The organism is Pseudomonas typographi (genome assembly GCF_014694385.1).
Classification (GTDB): domain Bacteria; phylum Pseudomonadota; class Gammaproteobacteria; order Pseudomonadales; family Pseudomonadaceae; genus Aquipseudomonas; species Aquipseudomonas typographi.
In genome coordinates this window covers 1-26,982 of record NZ_JAAOCA010000052.1, presented here as the reverse complement: position 1 = coordinate 26,982, position 26,982 = coordinate 1, and the positions used below count along the sequence as shown (strand labels likewise).

General features: G+C 59.4%; 23 protein-coding genes and 1 pseudogene. 18 read left to right on the top strand and 6 right to left on the bottom strand.

Translation table 11 applies throughout. The features are described 5' to 3' along the window. Nucleotides 1-126: zinc ribbon domain-containing protein (locus tag HAQ05_RS25905; RefSeq protein ID WP_238936596.1), on the bottom strand; the 126-nt coding region annotated here is incomplete at its 3' end. 141 nt (nucleotides 127-267) lie between these two features. Between HAQ05_RS25905 and HAQ05_RS25900 the strand changes: the two genes are divergently transcribed. From HAQ05_RS25900 to HAQ05_RS25885, 4 genes are all read left to right on the top strand, one after another. Further along, nucleotides 268-969, top strand: coding sequence for an SDR family NAD(P)-dependent oxidoreductase (locus HAQ05_RS25900; RefSeq protein ID WP_190426657.1), 702 nt, complete (start codon nucleotides 268-270; stop codon nucleotides 967-969). After that, nucleotides 966-1,967 (top strand): fumarylacetoacetate hydrolase family protein, encoded by a 1,002-nt coding sequence (locus tag HAQ05_RS25895; RefSeq protein ID WP_190426654.1) that lies wholly within the window; start codon nucleotides 966-968, stop codon nucleotides 1,965-1,967. Before HAQ05_RS25900 ends, HAQ05_RS25895 begins: the two co-directional genes overlap by 4 nt. 144 nt (nucleotides 1,968-2,111) lie before the next feature. Beyond that, on the top strand, nucleotides 2,112-3,515 hold the full coding sequence (locus HAQ05_RS25890; RefSeq protein WP_190426650.1) for a Rieske 2Fe-2S domain-containing protein: 1,404 nt from the start codon (nucleotides 2,112-2,114) through the stop codon (nucleotides 3,513-3,515). A gap of 45 nt (nucleotides 3,516-3,560) precedes the next feature. Next, nucleotides 3,561-4,136 carry an aromatic-ring-hydroxylating dioxygenase subunit beta gene (locus tag HAQ05_RS25885; RefSeq protein ID WP_190426638.1) on the top strand — a complete coding sequence of 192 codons (576 nt, stop codon included), beginning with the start codon at nucleotides 3,561-3,563 and terminating at the stop codon, nucleotides 4,134-4,136. A 35-nt stretch (nucleotides 4,137-4,171) separates the two neighbouring features. Here the strand turns inward: HAQ05_RS25885 and HAQ05_RS25880 are convergent, their stop codons facing one another. After that, entirely contained in the window at nucleotides 4,172-4,939 is a 768-nt protein-coding gene (locus HAQ05_RS25880; RefSeq protein WP_190426635.1) for a DUF2889 domain-containing protein, read from the bottom strand. Between the two features lie 104 nt (nucleotides 4,940-5,043). On the opposite strand from HAQ05_RS25880, the gene HAQ05_RS25875 reads away from it, so the two are divergent. Then, nucleotides 5,044-5,844, top strand: a complete 801-nt coding sequence (locus tag HAQ05_RS25875) for an SDR family NAD(P)-dependent oxidoreductase (RefSeq protein ID WP_190426632.1) — start codon at nucleotides 5,044-5,046, stop codon at nucleotides 5,842-5,844. Nucleotides 5,845-5,913: 69 nt separating this feature from the next. Here the strand turns inward: HAQ05_RS25875 and HAQ05_RS25870 are convergent, their stop codons facing one another. After that, nucleotides 5,914-7,545 (bottom strand): ATP-dependent acyl-CoA ligase, encoded by a 1,632-nt coding sequence (locus HAQ05_RS25870; RefSeq protein ID WP_190426629.1) that lies wholly within the window; start codon nucleotides 7,543-7,545, stop codon nucleotides 5,914-5,916. Between the two features lie 180 nt (nucleotides 7,546-7,725). Between HAQ05_RS25870 and HAQ05_RS25865 the strand changes: the two genes are divergently transcribed. The 13 genes from HAQ05_RS25865 to HAQ05_RS25805 all read left to right on the top strand — a co-directional run bounded on the left by HAQ05_RS25865 (nucleotide 7,726) and on the right by HAQ05_RS25805 (nucleotide 21,457). Next, nucleotides 7,726-8,457, top strand: coding sequence for a TetR/AcrR family transcriptional regulator (locus HAQ05_RS25865; protein ID WP_190426625.1), 732 nt, complete (start codon nucleotides 7,726-7,728; stop codon nucleotides 8,455-8,457). A gap of 336 nt (nucleotides 8,458-8,793) precedes the next feature. Next, nucleotides 8,794-9,870 carry an amidohydrolase family protein gene (locus tag HAQ05_RS25860; RefSeq protein WP_190426622.1) on the top strand — a complete coding sequence of 359 codons (1,077 nt, stop codon included), beginning with the start codon at nucleotides 8,794-8,796 and terminating at the stop codon, nucleotides 9,868-9,870. Further along, on the top strand, nucleotides 9,870-10,742 hold the full coding sequence (locus tag HAQ05_RS25855; protein WP_190426618.1) for a fumarylacetoacetate hydrolase family protein: 873 nt from the start codon (nucleotides 9,870-9,872) through the stop codon (nucleotides 10,740-10,742). Before HAQ05_RS25860 ends, HAQ05_RS25855 begins: the two co-directional genes overlap by 1 nt. Continuing rightward, complete coding sequence (locus HAQ05_RS25850; RefSeq protein WP_190426615.1) at nucleotides 10,739-11,644, top strand: 3-hydroxyacyl-CoA dehydrogenase; 906 nt, start codon at nucleotides 10,739-10,741, stop codon at nucleotides 11,642-11,644. The genes HAQ05_RS25855 and HAQ05_RS25850 overlap by 4 nt, the downstream gene beginning before the upstream one ends. Beyond that, nucleotides 11,641-12,816: a thiolase family protein gene (locus HAQ05_RS25845; RefSeq protein WP_190426612.1), complete on the top strand. Its 1,176-nt coding sequence runs from the start codon at nucleotides 11,641-11,643 to the stop codon at nucleotides 12,814-12,816. Before HAQ05_RS25850 ends, HAQ05_RS25845 begins: the two co-directional genes overlap by 4 nt. 1 nt (nucleotide 12,817) lies before the next feature. Beyond that, nucleotides 12,818-13,321 (top strand): carboxymuconolactone decarboxylase family protein, encoded by a 504-nt coding sequence (locus HAQ05_RS25840; protein WP_190426609.1) that lies wholly within the window; start codon nucleotides 12,818-12,820, stop codon nucleotides 13,319-13,321. A gap of 155 nt (nucleotides 13,322-13,476) precedes the next feature. Beyond that, nucleotides 13,477-14,751 carry a cytochrome P450 gene (locus HAQ05_RS25835; protein ID WP_190426606.1) on the top strand — a complete coding sequence of 425 codons (1,275 nt, stop codon included), beginning with the start codon at nucleotides 13,477-13,479 and terminating at the stop codon, nucleotides 14,749-14,751. A gap of 211 nt (nucleotides 14,752-14,962) precedes the next feature. Continuing rightward, nucleotides 14,963-16,270 carry an amidohydrolase family protein gene (locus HAQ05_RS25830; RefSeq protein WP_190426603.1) on the top strand — a complete coding sequence of 436 codons (1,308 nt, stop codon included), beginning with the start codon at nucleotides 14,963-14,965 and terminating at the stop codon, nucleotides 16,268-16,270. 104 nt (nucleotides 16,271-16,374) lie between these two features. Next, the gene (locus HAQ05_RS25825) at nucleotides 16,375-17,526 is read left to right on the top strand and encodes an acyl-CoA dehydrogenase family protein (RefSeq protein ID WP_190426600.1); all 1,152 of its coding nucleotides are present in this window, start codon (nucleotides 16,375-16,377) and stop codon (nucleotides 17,524-17,526) included. Further along, complete coding sequence (locus HAQ05_RS25820; protein WP_190426597.1) at nucleotides 17,526-18,596, top strand: acyl-CoA dehydrogenase family protein; 1,071 nt, start codon at nucleotides 17,526-17,528, stop codon at nucleotides 18,594-18,596. Before HAQ05_RS25825 ends, HAQ05_RS25820 begins: the two co-directional genes overlap by 1 nt. Continuing rightward, nucleotides 18,593-19,393 (top strand): crotonase/enoyl-CoA hydratase family protein, encoded by an 801-nt coding sequence (locus HAQ05_RS25815; protein WP_190426595.1) that lies wholly within the window; start codon nucleotides 18,593-18,595, stop codon nucleotides 19,391-19,393. Before HAQ05_RS25820 ends, HAQ05_RS25815 begins: the two co-directional genes overlap by 4 nt. A 22-nt stretch (nucleotides 19,394-19,415) precedes the next feature. Next, a complete protein-coding gene (locus HAQ05_RS25810; RefSeq protein ID WP_190426591.1) occupies nucleotides 19,416-20,540 on the top strand; it encodes an acyl-CoA dehydrogenase family protein in 1,125 nt (374 codons plus the stop codon). A gap of 59 nt (nucleotides 20,541-20,599) precedes the next feature. Further along, a complete protein-coding gene (locus HAQ05_RS25805; RefSeq protein ID WP_190426589.1) occupies nucleotides 20,600-21,457 on the top strand; it encodes a cache domain-containing protein in 858 nt (285 codons plus the stop codon). Between the two features lie 726 nt (nucleotides 21,458-22,183). Here the strand turns inward: HAQ05_RS25805 and HAQ05_RS25800 are convergent. From HAQ05_RS25800 to HAQ05_RS25790, 3 genes and pseudogenes are all read right to left on the bottom strand, one after another. Next, nucleotides 22,184-23,239, bottom strand: a complete 1,056-nt coding sequence (locus HAQ05_RS25800; protein WP_190426586.1) for a hypothetical protein — start codon at nucleotides 23,237-23,239, stop codon at nucleotides 22,184-22,186. A gap of 625 nt (nucleotides 23,240-23,864) precedes the next feature. Further along, complete coding sequence (locus HAQ05_RS25795; RefSeq protein ID WP_190426661.1) at nucleotides 23,865-25,628, bottom strand: UvrD-helicase domain-containing protein; 1,764 nt, start codon at nucleotides 25,626-25,628, stop codon at nucleotides 23,865-23,867. 43 nt (nucleotides 25,629-25,671) lie between these two features. Continuing rightward, nucleotides 25,672-26,859: pseudogene (locus tag HAQ05_RS25790) on the bottom strand (ATP-dependent nuclease); the annotation flags it as partial. Nucleotides 26,860-26,982: the final 123 nt, after the last annotated feature.

The window sequence follows — 26,982 nt, the reverse complement described above, 5'->3', positions numbered from 1 at the left end:
GATGGGGGCGGGCGGGTGGAAGAATGTCGAACAGGCTGCGCAATGCTGGATCAGCAGTTCGTCGTGCTGGCCGCCTTGCCAGAAAGCGCGGTTGTCAGCGTTAAGAGCGGGCAATTTTCTCGGCATCGGAGGGTTCCGGTAGGGGCAGGCGACTGAAGGACTACGTTATCATTTGTACATATTATAGAAAAGTGTCATATATTGTCCCAATGCGGATCTACCCGGTCAGCCCGTATCGAAGCCATAAAAACAACAGGAGTCTTCGCTATGCCCCAGTCCCTGAAGGACAAGGTCATCATCGTTACTGGCGGTTTCGGTGTGCTTGGCAGCACATTGGGCCGCCTGTTACTGGAACGAGGTGCGCGCGTTGCGCTGCTCGATCGCGCAGAGGCGCCAGCCGCCTTGCTGGATGTGGAGAAGCTGCTGTGCCTGGGTGGCGTTGACCTCACTGGCGCGGCACCGGCGAAAAGCGCCGTGCAGCGTGTCGCCGAGCATTTCGGCGGGGTAGACGGGCTGGTCAACGTTGCCGGCGGCTTCGCCTGGGAAACGGTCGAGGCCGGCAGCCTGGAGACATGGGACCGCCTCTATCAGATCAACCTGCGTACGGCCGTCGTCACCGCGCAGGCCGCGTTGCCTCAGCTGCTGCTCAGCGGGGCAGGGCGGATCGTCAACATCGGCGCACTGGCCGCGCTGAAGGCAGGCCTGGGCATGGGCGCCTATGCCGCCTCCAAGGCCGGGGTCGCGCGTTTCACCGAAGCCTTGGCCGAAGAACTGAAAGACCGCAACGTCACGGTCAACGCGGTGTTGCCAAGCATTATCGACACCCCGACGAACCGCGCGGACATGCCTGATGCCGACGCCACCCGTTGGGTCACACCCAAGGCTTTGGCCGCCGTGGTGGCGTTTCTGCTGTCTGACGACGCCAGCGCCGTGACCGGCGCCTGGCTGCCTGTGAGCGGACGCGTATGAGGCTGGTGACCTTTGTCGACGGCGGGCGCGAAGCACGCGCCGGTGCGCTGATAGAGAGCGACAGCCTCGTGGTCGATTTGCAGGGGGCCTATAAGGGCCTGCAGGGGCGCGAGAGTGCCGAGCTTTCCAGTGTGCTTGCCCTTATCGAAGGGGGGGAGGTGGCGCTCGACCTGGCGCGTTCGCTGGCGGCGAAGGCACCTTCGAGCGCGGTGTTCGAGCGAACGGCGGTGAAGTTGCGCGCGCCGATTCAGCCACCGCCGCAGATGCGCGATTGCTCCTGCTTTGAATTGCACCTGCGCCAGAGTTTCGCCGCTGCCCGCCGTGCTCGGGCCCTGCGCACCGAGAACCCGGTGGAAACCCTCAAGGCGATGAACACCCGCGCCGACGACCGTGTGATCGACACCTTCAACAAACAGCCGATCTACTACAAATGCAACCGATTCGCCGTTGTGGGTATCGACGACGAATTCCAATGGCCCAGCTTCAGCAAGGCACTGGATTTCGAGTTGGAGTTCGGCTGCTACATCGGTCGCCCAGGTAAGGACATCAGCCGGCAGGCCGCGCGTGCTCATATCGCCGGATACACTATCTTCAACGACATCAGCGCACGCGATGCGCAGGCCCTGGAGATGCCCGGGATGCTCGGCCCCGCCAAGAGCAAGGACTTCGATACCGCGAACATCATGGGGCCCTGCCTGGTGACGGCTGACGAGCTCGGCGACCCCTACGACTTGAACATGATCGCCCGGGTGAACGGCGAGGAATGGGGGCGCGGCAACAGCCGTGACATGCGCTGGCGTTTCGAGGATGTGATCGCCCATGTGTCGCGGTCCGAAACGCTGCATCCCGGCGAGTTCCTTGGCTCCGGCACGGTCGGCAACGGCTGTGGCCTGGAGCAACTGCGCTACCTGAAGCCGGGCGACCTGGTAGAGCTGGAAGTGGACGGCATCGGCATTCTGCGCACGCAGGTGGGCAAGGCCGAGCAGGTTATTTCCTGATGTTTTCGCATGGCAAGGGGGAGTGTGCGAGAGAAAGCCGGTGCGCGGCCGTTTCCGCGCGAGTGATAGGCCAAAATCAACTAAAACACCTACGTATTTCCGCCCGGTCCAAATGGCCGTGACACCCTGAAACAGGAGGCAATCATGCTAACAAGAACAAGCCCTGTATTGTCCGACGGAACCAAGGTTTCCGATCTCATTTACCCCTCCAGCCGTGAAGTGCAGATGCGCGTGCTGTCGGACCGGGAGATCTACGAGCTGGAGATGGAAAAAATCTTCGGCAAGATCTGGGTCCTGCTCGGTCACGAATCCGAGATACCCCACTCCGGCGATTTCATGGTCCGCGACATGGGCTCCGATTCGGTCATCGTCGCCCGTGGCAAAGAAGGTGAAGTCTTCGTCACCCTCAATGTTTGCCCGCACCGCGGCATGCGCATCAGCACTGCCGACTGCGGCAATACGCAGATCCACAAGTGCATCTACCACGGGTGGGCGTTCCGCCCGAACGGCGATTTCATCGGTTCACCGGTAGAGCGCGAGTGCATGCACGGCAAAATGAGGCCCAAGGAAGAACTCGGCCTGAAAAAGGCTCGCGTGACCCTCTACGGTGGCCTGGTATTCGCCACTTGGAACATCGACGGGCCGTCGTTCGATGAGTTCCTGGGCGATGCCAAGTGGTATTACGACATGCTGTTCCTGCGCTCGGACAAAGGCATGGAAGTACTGGGCCCGCCGCAGCGTTTCATCGTCAATGCCAACTGGAAAACGGCGGGCGAGCAGTCGGCCGCCGATGGTTTTCACACGCTGACACTGCACCGTTGGCTGGGTGAGGTCGGCAACTATGCGAAGAAAGATGAGAACGGCCAGAGCGCCGACCTCAGCCCGGAAATGTACGGCGTGGAAATCAGCTCGCCCCATGGCCACGCGCTGCGTTGTATCGACCTGGCGCGCAAGATCAAGCGCCTGACCGGGCTTGATCCGGAAACGCTTACCGTCCAGGAAAAACTCGATGCGCTACCGCCGGCCGGGATGACCAAGGACATGGTCGTACAATTGGCGCGCAACCTGAGTGAAGACCAACTGAAGGTATTGACCAGCATGCCGCCGCAGGTCGGCGGGATGTTCCCGAACATTCTCTTCGGTTTCGTCTATATCCCGCAGCCCGATGGCAGCGTAGTCGGCTCCATGACCCTGCACGCCTACGTTCCGCAGGGGCCGGACAAGCTGGAGTTCGTCAACTGGATCTTCGCCGAGAAAGACGCGCCGCCAGAACTACGGGAGAAGATGCTCAAGCAGACCATTCAGCTGTTCGGCACCTCCGGCATGGTCGAGCAGGACGATTCCGACACCTGGCCGCATATGACCCTTGCCGCCAAAGGCGCCATGGGCCGCAAGAGCACCCTGAAGTACCAGGCCTGCTTCGAAACGGGCGCACCTGAAGGCTGGCCAGGCCCAGGCATCGTCAATGAAGGCTTCACCAAGGACGATACCCAATGGCACTGGTGGCTTTATTGGCATGAGCTGATGACGGCCAGCGACGAAGATTGATCGATACCGGCCCCTTTACAACAATAAAAGCAGGGAGTGATTCAAATGGCCCACGTTCAACAACGCAGCGCCGAGCATATTCAGCCGGGTTCTGCGGTAGGCACCAAACGGGTTCCCATCGGTTCCGAGGTCTACAACCTGGCAGTCACCTTCCTCTATGAAGAGGCGACGCTGCTCGATCAGATTCGCCTGCAGGAGTGGTTGCAGCGGCTGGCGACCGACCTGGTGTACACGGTTCCGCTGCGCCATACGCGACTGCAATCGGACCTGGCCTCGACCATCGTGCGTACGGTGCAGCATTACCATGACGACTACCGCTCGATCATGGGCAGGGTTCTTCGCCTCTCGGGCAAAAGCGCCTGGGCCGAAGACCCGCCGTCACGCGTACGGCGCCTGGTCAGCAACGTGTTTGTCGAGGAAACCGAGAAGCCTGATGAGTTCGTGGTCACCAGCTACTTGCTACTGACGCGCAGCCGCTTCAAGGACCATCACGTCGACATTATCAGTGGCGAGCGCCGTGATGTTCTGCGCATGACCGACGAAGGTTTCAAGCTTGCGCGCCGCGAGGTCATTCTCGACCAGGCGGTACTGGGTACGCCGAACCTGGCGGTATTCCTCTAGCAAGGGCTCTATAGCAAACGGGCCGCGACCGGGGTTCAGCCTGGCAGCGGCCCGGGCAGAGGGCGCCCACATTCAGCGAGCCAGGCCTGATCGCCAGCGCACAACCGGCCCTGCGCCGCGCTGAAGTCCCAGGTCGAGCCCTTCATTCGCAAGGCGTGCACGGCACGCTGCGGTTGCTGGCTGAAGCAGCGCCCGGTGCTGGACGCGTGCTCCTGGGCATCCAGGTCATACATCCGCCCCATCGAGATCAGTGTGCAACGGCGCAGCAGCAAGGCCGCCTCCGCCAGTTCTTCAGGCAAATGGTTCAGCGCCCAGCGCGCCATCCCCTCGCGCAGGTCGATGTCGACGAAAGGGGCAGGGCCCTTGATCGACATGCCCTGCACATTCCAAACGAGCAACTGTTCGCCGTCGCGTTCAAGTGTCGGTCGGGTACGCTCGTCGACCCTTTGCGGCACTTGGATGGCGTAGCGGCGCTCCGAGGTGCCTCGCGCGGCCGAGGCAATGGCCAGCCCGGCCAGGTCGAGCAGGTGCGTGCATTGATGCTGAGGGTCCGTTTGGCGAGTCACTGAGTGTGCGATCCGGGTGATCGACATGCCCAACAGCAAATGCACCTGGTCCATAGCCTGGGCACAAGCGGTATAGGGGATGCGCAGCGCTTCGCCTTCAATTTGCCGCAGCACGCCATCGTGGTAGTTCGCCTTGACCCGGAAGTGGTGGAAGTCATCCTCAAGCGCTGCTCGGACCTCTCCACTGGCGCCGTTCCCACGGCACACGATTTCCACGCAGCGGCGGAAGGTGCTCATCCTGTTATCCTTGTTCGGGGTAGATGCCGGATGGACCGGAATGGGTTATATTTGAACAGTATAGTAATAAATGTTCATCAAAAAACAATAGAATAGGGGTGACCATGGGACTTCTACAGGAACGTGTGGCGCTGATCACCGGGGCGGGCGGCGGCATCGGCCGTGGCGTTGCGTTGAGCTTCGCCAAGGCGGGCGCCGCGGTGCTGGTTGCGGAGCTCGATGAGCACAGCGGCGCAGCGGTTGTCGAAGAGCTGAAGGCGCTTGGCGCGCGTGCGCGGTTCGTTAAAACGGATGTCTCGCGCAAGCAGGATATCGAAGCGGCGATCCAAGCGGCGGCCGATGAGTTCGGTGGCCTGGACATCCTGGTGAACAATGCCTTCGCACCTACCCCGAACGTTCTGCTCGAAGACAAGACCGATGCCATGCTCGAGCAAACCCTCAACTCAACGGTATGGGCCGCCTGGTGGTCGATGAAAGCCGCCTTACCTTACCTGCGGGCGCGCGGTGGCGGCGCGATCGTCAATTTCTACTCCATCGACACCGAGGTCGGTGCCTGGTTGCACGGTGACTACAACGCGGCGAAATCGGCGATCGTAGGCCTTACGCGCAGCGCTGCTTCGGAGTGGGGGCGTTTCAACATCCGCGTCAACGCCATCGCCCCCACGGCGATGGGCGCGACCTTCCACAAACTGGCGGCGGAAAACCCCGGGTTCGCCGAAATGTCCGCGGGCATGCGCCCATTGGGCCGTTGTGGTGAGCCGGAAGCGGATATCGGGCCGGTGGTGGTGTTCCTGGCATCCGACATGGCACGCTTCGTGACGGGTGAGACCCTTCACGTGGACGGGGGCCTGCACTTGCCGGGGTATAACTCACGGCCCCAGCACATTGCCGCACGGGAGTATTGATCGCTCGGGATAGCCCATACGAAGAAGGCAGGCCAATGGCCACGCCTTCTTCATATCGGCCGAATGAACCTAGCGTTTTTCGACCTTGATATCGGTGGTTTCCAAGTCCCAGGTGGCCGGCGTCTTACCTTCGTCCCGCAGTTGATACTTGAGTACCCGCCCCTGTGGGTTTTTCGGCAGGCTGGCACGGAACTCGATGTAGCGGGGCAGGGCGTAGTAGGGTACAGACTCGGTAGCCCACTGGAACAGCGCCTCGGGGTGCAACTGAGCACCCTCATGTAGCACGGCAGTCACCTTGACGTCGTCCTCACCTTTATCCGACGCCACGGCGTGAACGGCGACCTCGGACAGCGCGGGATGAACGGCGAAGGCGGCCTCCATCTCGAAGCTGGAGATGTTCTCGCCACGGCGACGTAGGTAATCCTTCTTGCGGTCGACGAAATAGAAGAAGCCCTCTTCATCGAACTTACCGATGTCGCCGCTGTGAAACCACATGTTGCGCATCAGTTTCTGGGTGTCCTCCGGGCGCTTCCAGTAGCCCTGGAACATGATGTCCGGCCGTAACGGGCGGACCACGATCTCGCCCGCCGTGCCTGTGGGCACTTCGAAATCGTCGTCGTCGACGATGCGTACATCGAAATCTGCGATGCGCTTGCCGGATGAACCGGGAGCGGCGTATTCGCCGGCGGGCAAGGAGGTAATCACGCAGGCCTCGGTCAGGCCATAACCGTTGCCACCTACCAATTTGGTGCCGAAGCGTTCACGCCAGACCCTCTTGGTTTCTTCGGTGTAGGGGTTGCCACGGGCCGTGTGGATCTGGCCGAAGCAGCGCTTCATCGCTTCGTTATCCGGCGCTTGGGCCAGTAGCCCACCCATGCCCCCCAGAATCGAAGCAATGGTCGCACCGGAGCGCTCCACTTCTTGCCAGAAATTGGACACCGAAAAGCGCGGGAGGATGGCGGCGCGAGCGCCGACTAGGATGCTGGCAATGATCGAAACGCACAGCGCATTCATGTGGAACAAGGGTAGCGGGGTAAGGGTGACGTCGTTCTCGTCGGCCGGCCCCGCCCGTAGTTGCAGGCGGGCTAGGTTGCACATGAAGTTGTAGCTGATCATGCAGCCTTTGGACGGCCCGGTGGTCCCGGAGGTGTAGATCAAACACGCCAGGTCTGCAGGCTTCGGCTTGTTGACCAGTGGTGTTTCATCGTGACCGCGAAACTCATCGAGCGGCGCGATTGGGATGTCACAGGCGGGGAGGGCATCCATCTTGCCGCGATGGAGTATGTGCTTCACATCGTGCAGTTGCGCAGCTAGCGGCGTGATCCGGCTGACGTAGTGGCTTTCACAGATGACCACCCGGGCACCGGTGTCGGCGATCTGGTGGCGAAGGAACTCGCCCTTCAGCGCGGTATTGATCGGCACGCTCACCGCCTGCACCTTATTGATCGCGAGCCAGGTGACCACGGCATCGATATTATTATCCAGCATGGTCAGGACGGTTTCGCCCCGGGTGACCCCGAGCGAAACAAGCGCATGGGCCATTCGAGTGGAAAGTAGGTCAACTTCTTTGTATGTGTACAATTCGCCGCTAAAATCCAACAAGACCTTGCCTGGAGAGCGCGCCACGGCACGATCAAGCGCATCGATCACCGTGTCTCTTTCTCCCACGGCCCAACCATCCAAATAGTCATTGCCCGGCATCATTTTTCTCCTTTTTAAGGCCGTTCCCGCCGAGGATCGCCCGATTTTTTTTGAAGAGAGAATAGGATTCTAGATAGAAATTAAGCAAATGTCTTTAGGTTGAAGTTGAACAAATATCGTTAATAACGCCAAATTCTTGTGTTAACCTGCGCCATCGTTCCCATTTGAGTCCTTCTGGTCATGCCCAAGCGCACTACCCAGCTATCCGAAGTCCCTCAGGCAACGCCGAAGAAAAAGCACACCGCCGCCGTGGAAAAGCCGCCCAGCGCGCTGAACAAACCTGTCCGCCAAAGCGCCGGGCTGGCCCCCAACCGGGCCAACGTCAAGCCTAACCGGCGTTCTGAGGAAACCATCGCCAACATCCTTGCCGCGACGGAGGAAGTGGTTCTTAAATCCGGGGCGGAACGCATTTCCATTCTGGATGTTTGCCAGGTCGCCGGCGTGTCACGCGGCACCTTCTACCGTTATTTCTCGTCTCAAGAAGACCTTTTGGACACCTACTCTCGCCATAAGCGGGACAGTTTCCACAGCGCCCTGAGCCTCCTGTTGGGCGACATCACCGAGCCACAAGCGCGGCTCAATGCGCTGCTCACGTACCTGGACAATTACCTTGAGCAAAGCCGTGCGCGGCGCCTGCTGCTGGTGGCACCTGAGTATGCGCTGGGGTTCTTTCGGCGAATTTTCCACGATTCGATCGTGCGCTTTCAGGACGTTCTGGACATCGTCTTCGATGAATGGGATGCGCGGCTTGGAGTGAGGCTGGACCGTGAACTGATCTGCGAGATGATCATTCGTTACGTGCTCAGTGAAATCCTCGTACCGGAAACCGCGAGCCGGCGCTTGCTGCCTGTTCGGGTCAAGAAACTGGTTGCCGCGCTGACGATGGGCTCCACGACGCGAACCCGCCGCTAACCCTCTGCGCTGCTGAAACACCACACCCGCTCCAGAGGCCCTCGATTTCGAGGGCCTCTGCGTTTTCGCCTACCTGCTGTGCGGTTGTTTTTGATGTGTGTGCCGCTGATTCTGATTTTTCGAGACGGCTTTTTTGGTCAACTTAGGTCTAGGTTTGGCCTTGAACCTAGCACCCAAAATAATTTGAACAGTTCTTTGATTTCTGATCAGTTTATATTTATGCTCTGGCTTGGCAGCGGGCCTTCGGCTATCCCGTTTACTCACGGTGATCGTTCACTGGCCGCCTAAGGCACCGCGCAAACAACCATAAAAGTGCCAATGCAGAGGTACCGGATCATGCTCATCGATCTTCACGCGCACGCGCCCCATCCCGATTACTACGATCAACATCCCTATTGGGGCCCGGCATTCGAATCTCAGCCCGATGGAGACATAAAGTTGCGCGTAGGCGACTGGATTCTTTCCCTGGGCGCGCCGGAGCGTAAGAAATCATTGCGCGAGGCCCATGCCCGTGGTGAAGCGCTCAATGTCGATGAATACATGGCCAAGTGGCGCGACCCGCGCAATCGGTTGGCTGCAATGGATGCCGCGGGCCAGGATGCTCAGGTCGTATCGGTCCCAAGCCATTGCTATATGTACTGGGCCGAGGCCGAATTCGCCATTCCGTTCGCGCGCAAGGTGAACGACGTACTGGCCGGCTATTGCGCGGGCGGTTCCAATCGCCTGATGTTCTGGGCTCACGCACCGCTCAACGTGCCTCTGGAGGCGGCAAAAGAGATCCGCCGGGCATGCACCGAGCTGGGCGCCAAGGGCCTGGTTGCCGGTGGCTCCAACTTTGGCGGTTTGGAATATGACTCTCCAGAGCTGGACCCGGTGTGGCAGACCCTCTGCGATCTCGACCTGCCGATTTTCGTACATGGGTACAACCAGTCGGTTACCTGGGGCAAGCAAGCCAATACCGACCGGTATGAAACCACCGCCATCGTGGGTATGAACTATGACGAAACCAAATGCTTCTGGTACCTGATCAACGGTGGTGTGTTGGACCGTTTCCCGAACCTGAAGATCTATATCACCCATGGCGGCGGGTTCGTGCCATACCAATTGGGCCGCATGGCGCAGACCAACCCGAACCTCGACGTGTACCACAATAAGAAGCCCTTCCTCGATTACCTGGGCAACTTTTATTTTGACGTGGAACTGCACGAACTGCCCATGCGCCAGGCGATGGTCGACATCATTGGTGCGGATCGTGTTCTGTATGGCTCGAACTTCGGCGGCAGTGATGCCGTTCGCCACGACTTGACCCATGGCCTGCGGTTGGCCGATGAAGACCTGCAGCGGATCCGCTGGAAGAATGCTTGCGAACTGCTGCACCTCGATCCAGCCAAGCTGGGCAAGGTCGGTGCCTGATGAAGCTGGCGCGTTGTACCTACAACGGAGCCGATGCGTTCTGGGCGGTGGTCGACCCTGCACAGGACCAGGCTACCCCTATCCTCGGTGAGTTTTCTACATGGGCGCCAGCGGTCGCCAGGGGCGCCGGTATCAGTGCGCTGCGCTTTGCCGGCCCGCCACTGCCCCTGTCGAAGATGCGGTTTCTGCCGCCCATCGAACCGGTGAACCGAGTGGTGGTCGCCGGGGCCAACTACACCAAGCACTTGGCCGAAGACTTCGGCTTGAAGGCGCCAGCACAACCGGTCGCCTTCCTCAAGGCGTACGGTGCCCTCATTGGTGCGCACGACCCTATTCGCTATCCGCCGTTGACTGACAAGCTCGACCATGAGGTTGAACTGGTGGCGGTGATCGGCAGCCATGAGGTCGACCTGGATGACCCACTGAGCTGCGTGCTCGGTTACACCGTCGGTAACGATGTGAGCGCCCGTGATCTGCAGCTTAGCGGCCCCCCGGGCATCGGGATGGACCTTTTCGCCGCGAAGAGCCAGGACCGCACCACGGGGCTCGGCCCCTGGATCGTCACGCGTGACGAGTTTCCCCACCGCTCACCGATATTGCGGCTGACGCTCAAGGTGAATGGTGAAACGCGCCAGGACGGTTCCACTGGCGATATGACGTGGGGTGTCGACGAGCTGATTAGCTTCGTTCAACAGCGCTCAAGCTTTGCCTGCGGTGACGTGCTGTTCACCGGCTCGCCTGCCGGGGTGGGCATGGGCACCGGCGTGTTCCTGAACCCCGGCGACATTGTTGAGGCATCGATAGAGCGTCTTGGCACGTTGCGCAATGTGGTCGGCGAAAAACCCGTGCGCCCAATCGGGAAGCAAGCATGAACATCAAAAAAGACGAGAAAGTGGTCGTGGTGGGCGCTGGCTTGATGGGAACCGGCATTGCCCATGCGTTCGCCAGTTCTGGCTATTCCACCTTGTTGGTGGATACAAGTGCTGAGGCATTGGCAAAGGCCAAGGCCTCGATCGAAAAAATCCTTTCGGACGGCGTCAAGCTCGGTAAGGTTGCCGAAGACCAAGCGCAACGTTCGTTGGCCAATCTGCTCACCTGTAGCGACCTCGATGAAGCGGCATCGGGCGCCAATGTGCTGGTGGAAACCGTATCCGAGCAGTTGGCCGTGAAGAAGGCGGTCGTCACCCAGGCTGAACCGCTGTTGGCAGCGGACGCGATCATCGCCACCAACACGTCGGCGCTGAGCGTGACCGAAATCGCCGCATCACTCGCGCACCCGCAGCGGGTTATCGGCATGCACTTCTTCAACCCCGTACACAAGATGAAGCTGGTCGAGCTGGTGCTTGGGCTGGCCACCGACGTCGAGACGGTGGCACGCACACGCACCCTGTGCGATGCCATCGGCAAGACTTCGATCGTGGTCAATGAGTCCCCTGGGCTGACCACCAGCCGCATGTCGGCACTGCTCGGCAATGAGGCCATGTGGATGCTGCAGGAAGGCACCGCCACCGCGGAAGATATCGATACTGCGCTGCGCTTGGGCTTCAACCATCCGATGGGGCCATTGGAGTTGGGCGACCTGACTGGCTGGGATACCCGCCTGTCGGTGCTGCGTTATCTACATCAGACCCTCGGCGATAAATTCCGCCCATGCCCGCTGATCATCAAAATGGTAGCGGCGGGGCGTCTTGGCCGTAAGAGCGGGCACGGCGTTTATCGTTACGAGGAGGGCGCGCGGGTGCCCAATTCCGGATTGAGGGCTAGCGCGCTATGACCAACATCGTAATCGTCGATGCGGTACGTACCCCTATCGGGCGTTTCCGTGGCGGCCTGGCGGGCGTGCGAGCGGATCACCTGGGGGCCTTCGTCATCAACACGCTGCTCGAGCGCGTCGACTTATCGCCAGCCCTGGTCGATGACGTGATTTTTGGCTGCGTCACGCAGATCGGCGAGCAATCGGCCAATATCGCCCGCACCGCGTTGCTCGGCGCCGGTTGGCCGGAGACGATCCCCGGGCTGACCATCGACCGCAAATGCGGATCGGGGGAAGTGGCTGTACATTTGGCCGCCGGGGCCATCGCCGCTGGCGCCGCCGATATCGTCGTTGCCGGTGGCGCGGAGAACATGAGCCGCGTGCCGATGGGCAGCAACCGGGACATCCATGGCGAGGCATTCGGCTGGATGGCTGCGGATCGTTACGAGCTGACCAGCCAAGGGGAGGCGGCGGAGCGTATCGCCGAGAAATGGTCGCTGAGCCGTGATGCACTGGACGGATATGCCTTTGAAAGCCACCGCCGTGCCGCTGCCGCAGCCGATGCGGGCCATTTCGATAACGAGATCGTCCAGGTGCCGGTCGCGCTGCTGCGCGAAAAGGCGCTGAGCGACCCTGCCGAGCCGTTGCGCAAGGACGAAACCATTCGGCGTGACACCTCACGGGAAAAACTCTCGACGCTGAAGACGAGCTTCCGTCCGGAAGGCGGGCGAATCACCGCAGGAAATTCCTCGCAGATATCCGACGGTGCCGCCGCCCTGTTAGTGATGTCGGAAGCGATGGCTACGCAGTTGGGGCTCAAGCCGCGGGCACGGATTCGAGCGTTCACCACCGTCGGATCGGACCCGACCCTGATGCTGACGGGGCCGATCGCTGCGACGTTCAAGGTATTGAAAAAGGCCGGTTTGAGTCTGGATGACATCGACCTGTTCGAAGTCAACGAAGCCTTCGCGTCCGTACCGCTGGCCTGGATGCAGGAAACCGGCGTGGCTCACGAGCGCCTCAATGTCAATGGCGGCGCCATTGCGCTTGGGCATCCCCTGGGTGCCAGCGGCGCACGCCTGATGACCACCTTGCTCAACGAACTGGAACGCCGCGGTGCCCGCTACGGCTTGCAGGCCATCTGTTGCGCGGGGGGCATGGGCACTGCCACCGTCATTGAACGGGTAGACTGATGTGGCGCGGTTACCTCTGGTGCCGCTGGACGCGCTGCCCGCCGGGCTAGCTGAAGCGGTGGCGCGCGGCACGCAGAGTCGCCTGCTCAGTTCGACCACTCCCGTGCAGGTTTGGGCCCAGCGTCCAGCGCTGGCCCATGCCTGGCTCGGCCTGCTAGAGCGCTTTCAGCAAGACAGCCTGCTGACCGAGCGCCTGCGTGAATTGGTCCGCTTGAAGATCGCCAGTATCACCACCTGCCAGGCGTGCCAACTGGCGCGTAAGTCCGATGATGTCAGCGAAGCGGACATCGCCTGCCTGGCCAATGACAATGCGCATTTCAGTGCTTCGGAGCAGGCCGCGCTGGCCTTCGCCGAATTGTTCGCCGGCGACTACATGGCCATTGGCGATGAGCACTTCCGGCGACTGGCTGAGTGGTTTACCCCCGCGCAGGTGGTAGAGCTGAACATGTACTGCGCCTTGATGCTTGCCGGTGGCCGTATGACCTATGTGCAGCAGGCGTATTGAGCCGCTCTTGCCTCGTGAGGTGCGCTATGCTGATTAGTTGTTCATATCGATAACAAACGTTCAACAATTGTGATTTATTGCCTCTATTGCCGCGGTGCCTGGCCTTGCCGCCAAGGCTGTGGATTCGGCACTGAACAATAAGAAAGGAGACGACCATGTCCACACAGGCACAGAGCAATCTAGGTGAAGTATTCGCCAGCGTTGCCAGCAATTACCGTGGTAGCGACATCGACCTGCATACCGTTTATCGCGAGATGCGCGAACAAACGCCGGTCATCGAAGAGAACTTCATGGCTCGCCTCGGGGTGCCGTCGATCGCCGGGCTCGATCCCAATCGCCCGACGTTCACGCTGTTCAAATACGACGACGTGATGGCGGTGATGCGCGACGCAAGCCGCTTTACCAACGGCTTCATCGCCGAAGGCTTGGGCTCGTTCTTCGACGGGCTGATCCTCACCGCCATGGACGGTGAGGCGCACAAAAGCATTCGTAATCTGCTGCAACCAGTGTTCATGCCAGAGACGGTCAACCGATGGAAGCAAACCAAGATCGACCCGGTCATTCGCAATGAATACATCCGCCCCCTGGTACCGAACAAAGGCGCCGACCTGATGGATTTCGCGCTGTATTTCCCCATACGGGTGATCTACGCGCTGATCGGCTTTCCTGAAGACAAGCCGGAAGAGATCGAACAGTATGCGGCCTGGGCGCTGGCGATCCTTGCCGGGCCCCAGGTCGACCCGGAAAAGGCCGCCGCGGCCCGCGGTGCTGCGATGGAAGCGGCCAAGGCACTGTACGACGTGGTCAAGGTAGTGGTTGCCGAGCGCCGCGCGGCAGGTGCAGAAGGGGATGATCTGATTAGCCGGCTGATACGTGCCGAGTACCAGGGGCGCTCGCTGGATGACCATGAGATTGCCACGTTCGTGCGCTCGTTACTGCCCGCGGCCAGTGAAACCACCACACGGACCTTTGGCACGCTGATGGCCTTGCTGCTGGAACATCCAGAAACACTGGAACGTGTGCGCAACGACAGAAGCTTGGTTAACAAGGCGATCGACGAAGCGGTGCGCTTTGAGCCCGTCGCGACCTTCAAGGTACGGCAGGTTGCCGAAGACATGACGATCCGTGGTGTCGCGATCCCTAAGGGGGCGATGGTGCAATGCATCGTGACCTCGGCCAACCGTGACGAGGAGGCCTTCGAGAACGCCGACGTGTTCGATATCGACCGGCGTGCCAAACCATCCTTCGGTTTTGGCTTCGGGCCGCACATGTGCATCGGCCAGTTCGTTGCGAAGACCGAAATCAACTGTGCGCTCAATGCGATCCTGGACCTGTTACCTAACATCCGGCTCGATCCAAATCAGCCGGCACCCGAAATCGTCGGCGCGCAGCTGCGTGGGCCGCACTATCTGCATGTGCTCTGGGACTGAGTTCCCGTTTGGTTTTCGTCCGATGACACGGCCTTCCCATCCGGAGGGGAGGGCATGGTGCGCGGTGACCGACGGGTAAGGATCGAAAGGTAAGGGCGCCTTAGCTGCCATTCCACTTTAATTGAACATAAATAAAATAAGTGTTTAAGTTAGCCTGAAGTTGATCTATGCTTCCGGGCACAACAACAAACCCGTAGCACAGGGGAACGTCATGAACGTAGAAGATCTGATCCTTGTCAGTGTCGATGACCACGCGATCGAGCCACCCAACGCTTTTGCCCGCCATATGCCGGCCCGCTTCAAGGGGCGTGAGCCGCATGTGGTGAAAAATGGCGAGCGTGATGTGTGGGTGTTCGAGGAGCAGGCAACCGGCTACATGGGCCTCAACTCAGTGGTAGGCCGGCCAAAAGAAGAATACGGCATGGAGCCGCTGGGCTACGCGCAGATGCGCCGTGGCACCTGGAGCATCAAGGACCGTGTCGACGACATGAACGCCAATGGTGTGCTCGGCTCGCTGTGCTTTCCAACCTTTCCCGGTTTCGCCGGCCAGCGCTTTCAGAACCACCCGGACCGTGCGGTATCCCTGGCCGCTATCCAGGCCTACAACGACTGGCACTTGCACGATTGGTGCAACGCTGCACCCGGTCGTTTCATTCCGCTGATGCTGGTGCCGTGGTGGGATATGCAGGCCGCTGCTGCAGAAGTGGCGCGGCTGGCCGAGCAGGGCGTGCACGCCGTTTCGTTGTCCGATAACCCGGCCATCCATGGTTACCCGTCGATCCACAGCGATTACTGGGACCCTCTGTGGAAAGCGTGTTCGGACAATAACGTGGTGATTTGCTGCCATATCGGCACCGGGGTCAAGGCCAACCACGCTTCCGATCTTTCGCCGATCGACGCGTGGATCACCTCCATGCCGATCTCCATCGCGAACTCCGCTGCCGACTGGATCTGGGCGCCGATGTGGAAGAAGTTTCCCAACCTGCGAATGGCCCTGTCAGAGGGCAGTATCGGCTGGATCCCTTACCTGCTGGAACGCGCGGATTTCACCCATCGCCATCACAATGCCTGGACCCATTCGAATTTCGGCGGGCAGATGCCCAGCGACATCTTCCACAAGCATGTCATTACCTGCTTCATCGAAGACAAGTTCGGCTTGCAGAACCTGCACTTCATGAACCAAGACATGGTCACCTGGGAAAGCGACTACCCGCACTCCGACTGCACCTGGCCGCATTCGCCGGAAGTGGCCTGGGAAGGGCTGCAGCACCTGCCCGAAGAAACCATCAACAAGCTCACCCACCTCAACGCCATGCGTGAGTTCTCCTTCGATCCATTCTCCGTCCACGCACGTGAGGCTTGCACGGTCGGTGCGTTGCGCGCCCAGGCCAAGCACGTCAAGACCGAGCCAGCACTGGGGCTCGGTGGTGCCGATCACGGTCGCAGCGATGGCAAGCCGGTCACCTCCGGCGACATCAACGCGATGTTCGAGAAAGCTGACGCCGCCACCGCACTCTAGCGGCCGGCCCATCGCTCTGCGGGCCAGGTGCTGGGCGAACCGGCGCTTGGCCCGTTAGCCGCCCCGTGCGGGTAGCCGACCTTGTCCAGCTTTCGAGAACGCGAATGGCCACTACTCAATTCAGGTACAGCCGGATCCCCGCCGAGGCCGAAGCGCTTCGTGAGGAGGTCCGCCAATTCATTCGGGAAAACCTGCGCGACTACCCGCCCTCACTTCGGGCGCAATCCTGGATGGGATTCGATGCGGCGTTCAGCCGCCAACTGGGGCAGAAAGGTTGGGTGGGCATGGCCCTGCCCGAGCAGTATGGAGGCACCGCGGCAGGGCCGTTCGCCCGCTATGTGGTCATCGAGGAATTGCTCGCGGCCGGTGCTCCGGTTTCCGCCCACTGGATCGCTGATCGACAAAGCGGGCCGTTGATCAACCGGTTCGGCACCCAAGCACAGAAACAGCGCTACCTGCCGCCGATCTGCCGTGGCGAAAGCTACTTCTGCATCGGCATGAGCGAGCCCAACTCCGGCTCCGATCTCGCTTCCATCAAGAGCCATGCAACGCGCACTGGCAGCGGATGGGTGCTCAACGGGCAGAAGGTCTGGACCACCAACGCACACCACTCGCAATACATGATCGCGCTAGTACGCACAGGCGAGAAACAAGCCAATGCCCGGCACGAAGGCCTGTCACAGTTCATCGTTGACTTGAGCCTGCCGGGAATCACCGTGCGGCCCATTCGCGACTTGGCCGGTGGCGAGCATTTCAACGAGGTGTTTTTCGATAATGCCCAACTCGATGCCGATGCCCTGATCGGCACCGAAGGCAAGGGCTGGGACCAGGTGACCGCTGAGCTGGCTTTCGAGCGTAGCGGCCCGGAGCGTTTCCTCAGTAGCATGGCGCTGCTCAAGACGTTGATCGATGCACTGGGGAAAACCCCCGATGCGCTGCAGGCGCGTGAAATCGGCCGGCTTTCGGCCAAGTTGGTGACGTTGCGTAACATGTCGCTGTCGGTCACCGCCCAGCTCGCTGCCGGCGAGCACCCCGCCTGGGCGGCTTCCTGCGTGAAGGATCTGGGTAACGGCTTCGAGCAAGAAATTCCCGAAGTCGCGCAACTGCTGGTAGAGGCCGAGCCTCGCCAGGAAGGGGGCTCCGAGCACGCCAGGGTGCTGGCCTATCTGGCCCAGATGGCGCCGTCCTTTTCATTACGCGGGGGAACTCGCGAAATCCTTCGGGGCATCATTGCCCGCGGCATGGGGTTGCGATAATGCGTGAACTCTTCGAATCGACCATCGAGCGGCTGTTCGCTGACCTGGCGACACCGGAGTACGTGCTGGGGTGCGAAGGTGGTGAATGGCCGACGGCCCTATGGGCGGCGCTGGACGATTCCGGTTTCGCCCTAGCCGGCGCGCCGGAAGCCCTCGGTGGTGCGCAGGCGAGCTGGAATGACTTGTACGTCATCGCTCGCGCCGCCGGCCGCTTTGTTGCGCCCGTGCCGCTGGGGGAGGCTATTCTCGCGAACTGGTTGCTCGGTCGCGCCGGTATCGAACCCCGAACCGGCAGCCTGAGCTTTAGCGCCGATGCGTCACTGCAACTGCGCAAGAGTGGGGTAAGCGGCACAGCTCGGGCCGTTCCGTGGGGGCGCCATGTCGATGCACTGGTTGCCGTCGCCGATGCTGACAGCCCGTCGCCGAGCCTGGTGCTGCTGTCGCGCGCCAGCATCACCGGGCATGCGCTGCAACTGAATGTCGCAGGTGAGCCACGAGACGACCTGAGCTTCGATAACGCCCAGGTGCTGGCCTGTGCGCCATTGCCCGCGGGCCTACCAGCCGATGTGCTGCATCTGGGCGGCGCGCTGCTGCGTTGCGCGCAAATCGCCGGTGCGCTGCACGCCTTGCTGGCCATGACGTCGGGCTATGCCAGTGAACGTACCCAATTCGGTCGACCCATCGGCGCTTTCCAGGCGATCCAACAACAACTGGCGGTGTTCGCCGAGCAGGCTGCGGCTGCAAACATCGCTGCCGAAGCTGCTTTTGCCGAGGCGGGCGAGGCGCTCGCTGCCTTCAGTATCGCTGCGGCCAAGGTGACGGCAGCGGAAGCGGCCAGCACCGGAGCCGCCATCAGCCATTCGGTACACGGCGCGATCGGTTTTACCCAGGAGTATTCGCTGCACCTGTTCACTCGCCGGCTGTGGGCCTGGCGCGGAGAATTCGGCTCGGCAAGCCTCTGGAGCCAGCGCATCGGCCAGCAAGTCTGCGAAGCCGGCGGCGACGGTTACTGGGCGCTGCTCACCGGGCAAACGCTGGCGCCCCATTCAACCCTGGGAAAAACGGCATGAATCCCTTTTTGCAGATTGAACGTACCGGCGCCATCGTCAGCGTACGCATGAACCATCCTGAAACGCGCAATGCCCTGACGTCGCCACAGCAGATCGAGGAGTTCATCGAACTCTGCGCCGAACTGCGCCGCGACCGCTCCGTGCGGGTGATGGTGCTCACCGGTAGCGGCAGCGCCTTTTGCGCCGGTGGCAACGTTAAGGACATGCATAACCGCGAAGGCATTTTCGCCGGGTCACCCTACGAGTTGCGCAACACGTATCGCGACGGTATTCAGCGTATTCCGCTGGCGCTTTACGAACTGGACATCCCGGTAATCGCAGCGGTCAACGGGCCGGCCGTTGGTGCAGGGTTGGACCTGGCCTGCATGTGCGACATTCGGCTGGCCTCGACCTCGGCACTGTTCGCCGAAAGCTTCGTTCGCCTGGGTATCGTGCCTGGCGACGGCGGAGCCTGGTTGCTGCCGCGCATCATCGGCATTTCCAAAGCCAGCCTGATGGCGTTCACCGGCGATACCATCGATGCCGCTCAGGCGCTGGAGTGGGGTTTGGTAGAGCAGGTGTGCACCCATGAAACGCTGAACGCCCAAGCCCTGGCGCTGGCTGAGCGCATCGCCGCAAACCCCGGGCATGCGTTGCGCCTGTGCAAGCGGCTGTTGCGCGAGGCCCAGCATATGCGCCTGGACTCATTGCTCGAACTGTCCGCCGCTTACCAATCCCTGGCTCACCATACGGAAGATCACCAGGAAGCCGTCGCCGCCTTCGTGGAGAAGCGCAAGCCGGCATTCATCGATCGTTAACCGATATCTTGGAGTAACCGCGATGCGTAGCGTCTTTCGCGAAGACCACACCCTGTTCCGTGAAATGGCGCGGCGTTTCGTTGACCGCGAAATCGTGCCGTACCTGCACACCTGGGAAAAAAACGGCATCGTGCCAAAGGACATTTGGCTCAAGGCTGGCGAGCTGGGTTTGCTGTGCTCCACCGTGCCCGAAGAATACGGCGGTTCAGGGGGTGATTTCGGGCACTCGGCGGTGATGATCGAGGAGCTTGCGCGGGCCAATGCCACGGCGATCGGTTTTACCACCCATTCGGAAATCGTGGCGCCCTACATCGTCAGCTACGGCTCGGAGGCGCAGAAGCAGAAATGGCTGCCGCGCATGGTCAGCGGTGAACTGATCGGCGTCATCGCCATGAGCGAGCCGGGTATCGGCAGCGACCTGCGCTCGATGCGCACCATGGCCCGCCGTGACGGCGACGATTACGTGATCTCCGGGCAGAAAACCTTCATTACCAACGGCGGCAATGCTGGGCTGATGGTGACCGCGACCAAGCTGGATGTAGCGGCCAAGGAGCTGACGCTGATCTGCGTCGAGGAGGACCGCCAGGGTTTCTCCAAAGGCCGCCTACTGGAAAAGATCGGGCTCAAGGGGCAGGACACCGCGGAACTGTTTTTCGAGGAGGTACGGGTGCCAGCAGCCAATCGGCTGGGCGAGGAGGGGATGGGCTTCAAGTACCTGACCCATCAGTTGGCGTGGGAGCGCTTGATCATCGCCATCCGGGCAGCACAGTCGATCGACACGCTGCTGAATGAAACCATCGAGTACACGCGCGAGCGCAAGGTGTTTGGCAAGCCGGTACTGGATTTTCAGAACACCCGCTTCAAACTTGCCGAGGCCAAGGCACAGGCGACCATGCTACGGGTTTTCGTCGACGATTGCTTGGCCAAAGTGATGCACGGGGAACTGACGCCGGACGTGGCGGCCATGGCCAAGCTGTTAGGCTCGGAGATGCAGGGCAAGCTGCTGGACGAGTTCCTGCAACTGCATGGAGGCTATGGGTTCATGAGCGAGTACAAGATCAGCCGTGCCTGGGTCGATGCCCGTGTCGCGCGTATCTACGGCGGCACCTCCGAGATCATGAAGGAAATCATCGGGCGCACGCTTTGAGGCTCGGCGTCGCCTGCAAGCAATGAGGCGGCGAGGGCACCTATAGGGGAATAACAATAATGAGCCTTTATCGCGTTGTCGCTTTTCTCTGCCTGAGCCTGTTTTCAACGCTGGGCCTTGCCCAAAATAAAAATGCGGCCTACGCCGAGGAGGCCGTGCGCGCCCAGGCGCTGTTGAACAAGGCCATCGTTTATTACAAGGCAAACGGCGATGCGGCAATGGCGAGCTTCAGCCGCCAGGGCCCATTCGTTGACCAGCAGCTTTATATCTACGTGGTGGATACCTCCGGTGTAATGCTCGCAAGCGGCGGCCCGTCTGGGTCCATGATCGGAAAGCAGGTGACTGCTTACCTCGACGACGACCTCAAGGCGGCATTCCAGAAGGCCATTGCTCAACCCGAGGATGGCCAGGTGCACAGCGCCGAATACCGCTGGTGGAACTGGAACGATGGCAAGGTGGAGCGTAAACGCGTGTTCTACCAGCGAGTCGGCGAGCGCATTTTTGCCGTCGGCTACTACCTGCAGCGCGCCAACGTAACGCAGGCACAGGCGCTGTTGGAAAAAGCCTCTGAAGCCATGGCCGCCGACCCTAAGGCCACGCTCAAGAAGATCAACGACCCTGGAGATAAGGCTTTTATCGAAGACGACCTTTACGTCTTCGTTGTAGACCTGAAGAGCAAACGCTTCGTGGGCCATGGCTTCTTGCGGCGGCTGATCGGTACCGACTTCGCCACGCTCAAGGCCTACGACGGCCAGCCGATAGGTGAACAGATGCTCGCCGTGATGGCCCAGAGGACCGACGGTGAGGTCGACTACCTGTGGCGTAACCCTATGACGGGCCAAACTGAGTTCAAGCGTACCTTTTTGAAAAAGGCAGGTTACTACGCGGTGGCGGTCGGTGTTTATGAAGGGCGTTAGCCAAGTACAGGTGCTCGAGGGCTGCCGGCTAAAGGAGAGGCCGGACGTATGGCGTGTGCTGTGTGATTGGCAGTAGGCCTTGGAACGTTACCTTGGGATTATGGTGCGATGACTGGTCTTGGACTGGAAACATCTTGTAACGCATAAGGTATATTATGTTAAATTATGTGTCTGGGCAGCTATGCTCCAGTGTCCAAACCCACATACCTCCGGTCAAATCCCCATATACCTCCGTTCCCAAGAAAATCAGAAGCTTGGAGTACTCTGAAGCAAATCTACTCCTAGATTCCCTACAAACCGCCGAATTTGGACAAAGTACGCCCTAAGTGCGTTTCCCTTCAAATCTCTGACGTCTAGTCCCTCTCCGTACGCCTTGGATTGCATTTACTTCCAAACCTCGTACATCTATCCATTTGGACGAAGAAAAGTGTGAAGTCTTGTCCGTCTGCACGTCTATGCCGCTATACAGTCGGCGATCCGTGGAAAAAGTATAGCCCAGAGACGATTCGCACGATCCCCGATTAAGGATTGAAGGTACATGTACGCCTAAGCTTGATTTTTGCTTCGAAAACGTATGCCCAAGCATCAACATTCCTTCAAAACCGTATGTTCTAGCCCAAAATTTCCTTCAAATCGTATGCCGTAGCGTGAGCTTCTCTCCAAAACCGTATGCCTTAGCACCGACTTCTCTTCACGTCGGTATTTTCAGCTTGGCACTTCCGATTCTCAGTTGGCGAGATCGTCGCGCCGAGAGGTTCTCCTGACATTGATCCGTCCAGTCCTTTTTGCCGGGGCAAGGAACCGCAACCCGTTCAGGAGCGTGCCGAAATCCACCAAATGGATCCCGTTGTATTGCCTAGTCGCTTCTCGGTAACTCATGTAGGCGGCCGCTTCTTCCTCATTGGCCGGCATGAAGCCGGCGACTACGACGCACCGCGGTTTTTGGACCTGTCCATTGATATCAGGCCGCAGCTTTCGACCTTCCTCTATCGCAGATGCCAACTCGGGATGGGGTATCCACCTTCCCGACGGCTCCCCAGAACCTTCTAGGTCAGAATCACCAACACGACCTAAGCTGTCGCGTATCATGAGAGTCGCATGAGGCGACCTCACAGTCAGCACCAACGCTTCATGCCCGTAAATGATTGGGATCCCGACAGCGGATTTGGGTTGCGCACCCAGCGGCGGATCCAGCACGCCGCAGTCCGGATGCTGCAAGCATTTGACGACCAAATCGATGTTATGGCTCAGGAACGATTGCCACTCGGTTGCGCTGAGGTTTTGCGCCAGCATTATTTGATAATGGTGGATCATGCGGTATAGCTCGCCCCGATCCATCGATTCTCGCATTGCCTTGAAGTCTTCTGGCATCCCCAGAGGCAAGTACCGAATGTATGCCTGCAGTGTTGCTAGATAATCTCGCTCGGCTTCGCTAAACCTGCTAAAAAAATGCGTCCCACGATCACCAACGTGTTTTAGCTCAGGAGCTAGCTTTTCTACAATTTCTTCGTAAATGTATGAGCCGCGTGACCCTGATTTTTGACTATTCCAAAAAGCATCCGCATGGATGAAGGCCTTCCTGAGATCATTTAGGGTGGCTTCCGAAACGCATACCAGGTTCTCGCGCCTGAACAGCTCGCCTTCGAAATGTATTTCAATGGTATCGACACTCTTGTCGATCTGAAGCGCTCTGAGTACCGCGTTGAAGGATGGCTTGAACCCCAATCCTTTGGCACAGGAATTAAATATCCGGGAGTCGAATACGCGTTCGATGTGAGACATCGCCGAGGTGGGATCGCTTGGCAGTGGCCCAGCAAAGGGTTTTGGAAGCCGATATACAACGTGTGGGTAAGGCCTCCTCTGCTGCGTATATTCTGCAAGGTAGCCGGGGTTGATGACTGTTGGCCAAGTTTCGATTCGGTCTGCAAAAATCCTCGCAAGCACATGCGAATTAGCGCCCGATGGGCTGGTCGTCGGGTGTTCGCTGGCCGTCGAGGACGGCACTGATAGCTCGACGTAAAAAGCTCGGTTTACGACCCCCTTCCGGATACTAGGCTCTGGCAAGCTCTTCGCCCGTCCTCGCCGTTGCTTTTTTTGGGAAGACTCCTCACTGCCATCTTTCACGCGCTGCTCCCTTAGCCTGGAAGGCTGAGTATGCATCATCCCAAAGCCGTAGGATTGATCGAGTAATTAGAGAGAACCCATTCGATGCCGCATTAAGCACCGGATATCTCAAATATTGCGCGAGTAGCTAACTTCAGGCGCCTCATACCAGAGATCCTCTAGCGTCGCGCATCAGCAGGTCACCATCGGCTACCCTTTCCTGGCGGATCGCGGCTCTGTATGCGGATAGCCCTATTTCTTCCTACTCAAGCTTGGCTTGGAGAGGCGCAAGATCAGGCGGGGGTCACAAAGGTTGCTGCGGCACCTCGAACCCCAACTGCGCCAGCACAGGTCGATCCTCGGCTTTGAGCTTTTTCACCGCCCAAATCAACATGTGCTGTGGCCTGGAACTCGCTACATAGGCAAACCGCGCTGCTTCTGATCCGCGATCCCGCAGCCAGTCTTGCCAATGAGACTGATGCACTCCGGGCTGTTGGGAAGAAACCACCACAGTGACATCATGAGTTTCACCCTTCACTTGGTGAATCGTTTCGTAGCGCAATGTGTCTGGTAGCCCTTCCAACATCTCTTGGCTTACTACTCGCACGGTTACGGGCTTGCCACCCTGCCCTTTGCGAGCCACCAGATTCAAGCCTCTCAGGCCGTCCAGCACATCCCGCAGCTCCATAGGTACAAAGGGCTGATCCGGGAGTTGTCGGATCGCCAGCTTCGCGGTGCGCACCCAGGCCGACCAGGTCTGATCGGAGTTTCCAGCACCATTGGCGACCATGAACTTTAGACTCTCATGGATGAACTTCCGCCAGGCAAGCCTGGACTCCATGACAATCGGGCAATACGGGCCGACCTTGGTGACCTCCAGCTCAAGTTTGTTCGCCAACCACTTTGCAAACGTCCTCAGGCTAACCTTGATGTCCTTGAGGTTGCCTGTACTGGCGCCGATGCACGCGACTGCCAGCAGCTTGATGCCTTCAAAGGTCTCACCATTACGCAAGCGCTGCAGGGTGGTATGACCTCGCGCCACCAGTACCACGTTGGTGTACGCCTGTGTCATGGCGCGGATCGTAGGCAACAGCTCAGAGGGGCAGGCCTTGTATTCGAGAATCCGCGGTTGTTCGGACGCAATATCTGAGTTGCCGCTGATCCGTTCGCCGCCGAGGATGTTGGTGCATAGATCGACTATGTCCTGTCCGCTCCGCCAATTCGTCTTAAGCTCATAGGGTTCGAACTTGAGCTTGCCCATGAGCTCGGTGACCTTATCGGGGTTCGACCTGCGAAAGCCATAGATTGACTGGTTCAGATCGCCGACGAAGTGGAACTTGATGCCGAACTCTGTGAGATGTTCGACGATTCGCAGCTGCTCGGCCGAGAGATCCTGGCATTCGTCCACGATGACCAAAGGAAATCGGCGCGCGATCCGTGAATAGTAGGCGTCGAGTTTCTTATCCTTGAATGCCTTCAGGGCGAGCATGTCGATGTCGCCAAAGGTGGCAAACCCTCCCTTCCACAGCCGTTTTTTGGTGGCGATGAGATCTTTGAAGGTATCCTGATCAATGGCTGCAGCATTCAACTGATTATCGAGGCTGCGTTCGCCGGTTGAAAATACGAACCTGGCCGCTCCAAGGTCATAGTCGTATTTGCACGCGGAGATCCAGCGGTCGCAAATACTCTTTCGCGTGCGATAGATGTCCGCTGTCTTGTCTAGAATACGAATGCGAAAGTCACCCTCCTTGCCCGTATATCCAGTGATCTCACTGGCGATGCTCGCCACCAGCCGGTTCAGAACGAAGCTGTCGAACGTAGCGATCATATGGGGCATACCGATCGGCTCCCCCAGGTACTTATGAATCCTGTTTCTGAGTTCGTGCGTCGCGCTGTTGGAGAAGGTCAGCACTGCAATGCCTGAGGGTGAGCGAGACCATCCCTGAACGATTCTGGCCACCATAGCGGCAACCACCTCTGTCTTTCCGCTGCCCGGGCAGGCCTTGAGGTAGACATGCTGGTCAAGCGGTGAGGCGAGGTAGGCCAACTGCTCTTGGGTGAACTTCATCATGGGCGGGCCCTGCGCAGGACTTCTGCAGGGGCTCGAACGATCATGCTGGTCTTTCTTCCAGTCCGCAGGCCCAAAGAATCGCCAGCCGGATGTACTCTGGCACCACGAAGTCAGTTTCCAAGACCTCTAGCGCGTCCGCAAACGACTGGGCATAGAACCCTTTGCCGATCTCATCCGAATCGAGCCGATCAAGTAAGGCTCCCGCGTAATCGGCTCTTTCGGCAGATGTCATGGCGGCGAAATGCAGTTTCGCGTTCTTTTCCAGCCCCTTCACTACCAAACCGTCCGGCACTGGCCAGAGTCCAGCCGCAACCGTCAACATCGTCCTGAGATTGTCGCCCTCCATCGCGATGTCGTATTCGAATGTCTTGTACATGCCTGCGAACAGTCGACCGAACTGCGATTGGTTAATGGGGCCTTGCAGCGATAATGCTGGGTTGTTACCAACAGGATGCTCATCAGCGTGGGGTAAAAAAGGTATTGCTTTGGTTCCGCCTTTCCCATCGTCAATAGACTTCAAAGACTTCGGTGGATCGTTGTCGGTTAGACCGGCGCACCTGACTGGCACATCAGCCCCCGGCTGCTCGCCATTGACGTCACAGAACAGCTGCATGAAGTGTTTGAAGTAAATACCGCCGAGGTTTATCACCGACAGGCCATAATCATCCAGGCAGTCTCTCCCTTTGCCGTAGGGCCGCAGGACAATCCGAGCCAGCTCCGGCACCACGATGGCTTCTGCGATGCCCTCGACCAAGATTGCGCCCTTGGAGAACAACAGATTTGACTTCGTGGCATCCAGCCAGCGATCAACAAAGCGCCGGCTCTGGTCGGGAAGCCCCGTGTTCCTGAGAGGTACTGCTACGGGCTTGTCGTCACTGGAGATATGAATGATGTGATCGACCGACACAGCAGCAGAAATCACCGTTGAATGCGTGGTGATGATCACCTGTATCCCGCGTGCTTCGGCAACTGTCTTGAGGTGGCGAAGCAGCCGTAACTGGAGTTGGGGGTGAAGGTGAGCCTCTGGCTCCTCAATCAGTAACAACCGCAGATAGGTTTCTTCACCTCGATCTTCCTCTGCTTCAAGGATGAGCTCTGCCAGGATCGATGCGATGTACAGAAGGTTGTTGTACCCCAGGCTATTTTCCTCCAACGACCGAAACTGGGTAGCGTCAGCCTGGGAGAGATTAGGGAAATACAAGAGCCGCAGGCCTTCCACGATTCGTGAACGAGCCCCATGAAAGACAGGACACCGTTCCCCCCTTAAGATAAGGGATAGGCAAACGGGTATGTTTATGACTAACAGCAACGATAAGGGTGGCGAGCTGCTCAGCCAGGAACGCCGACGCCG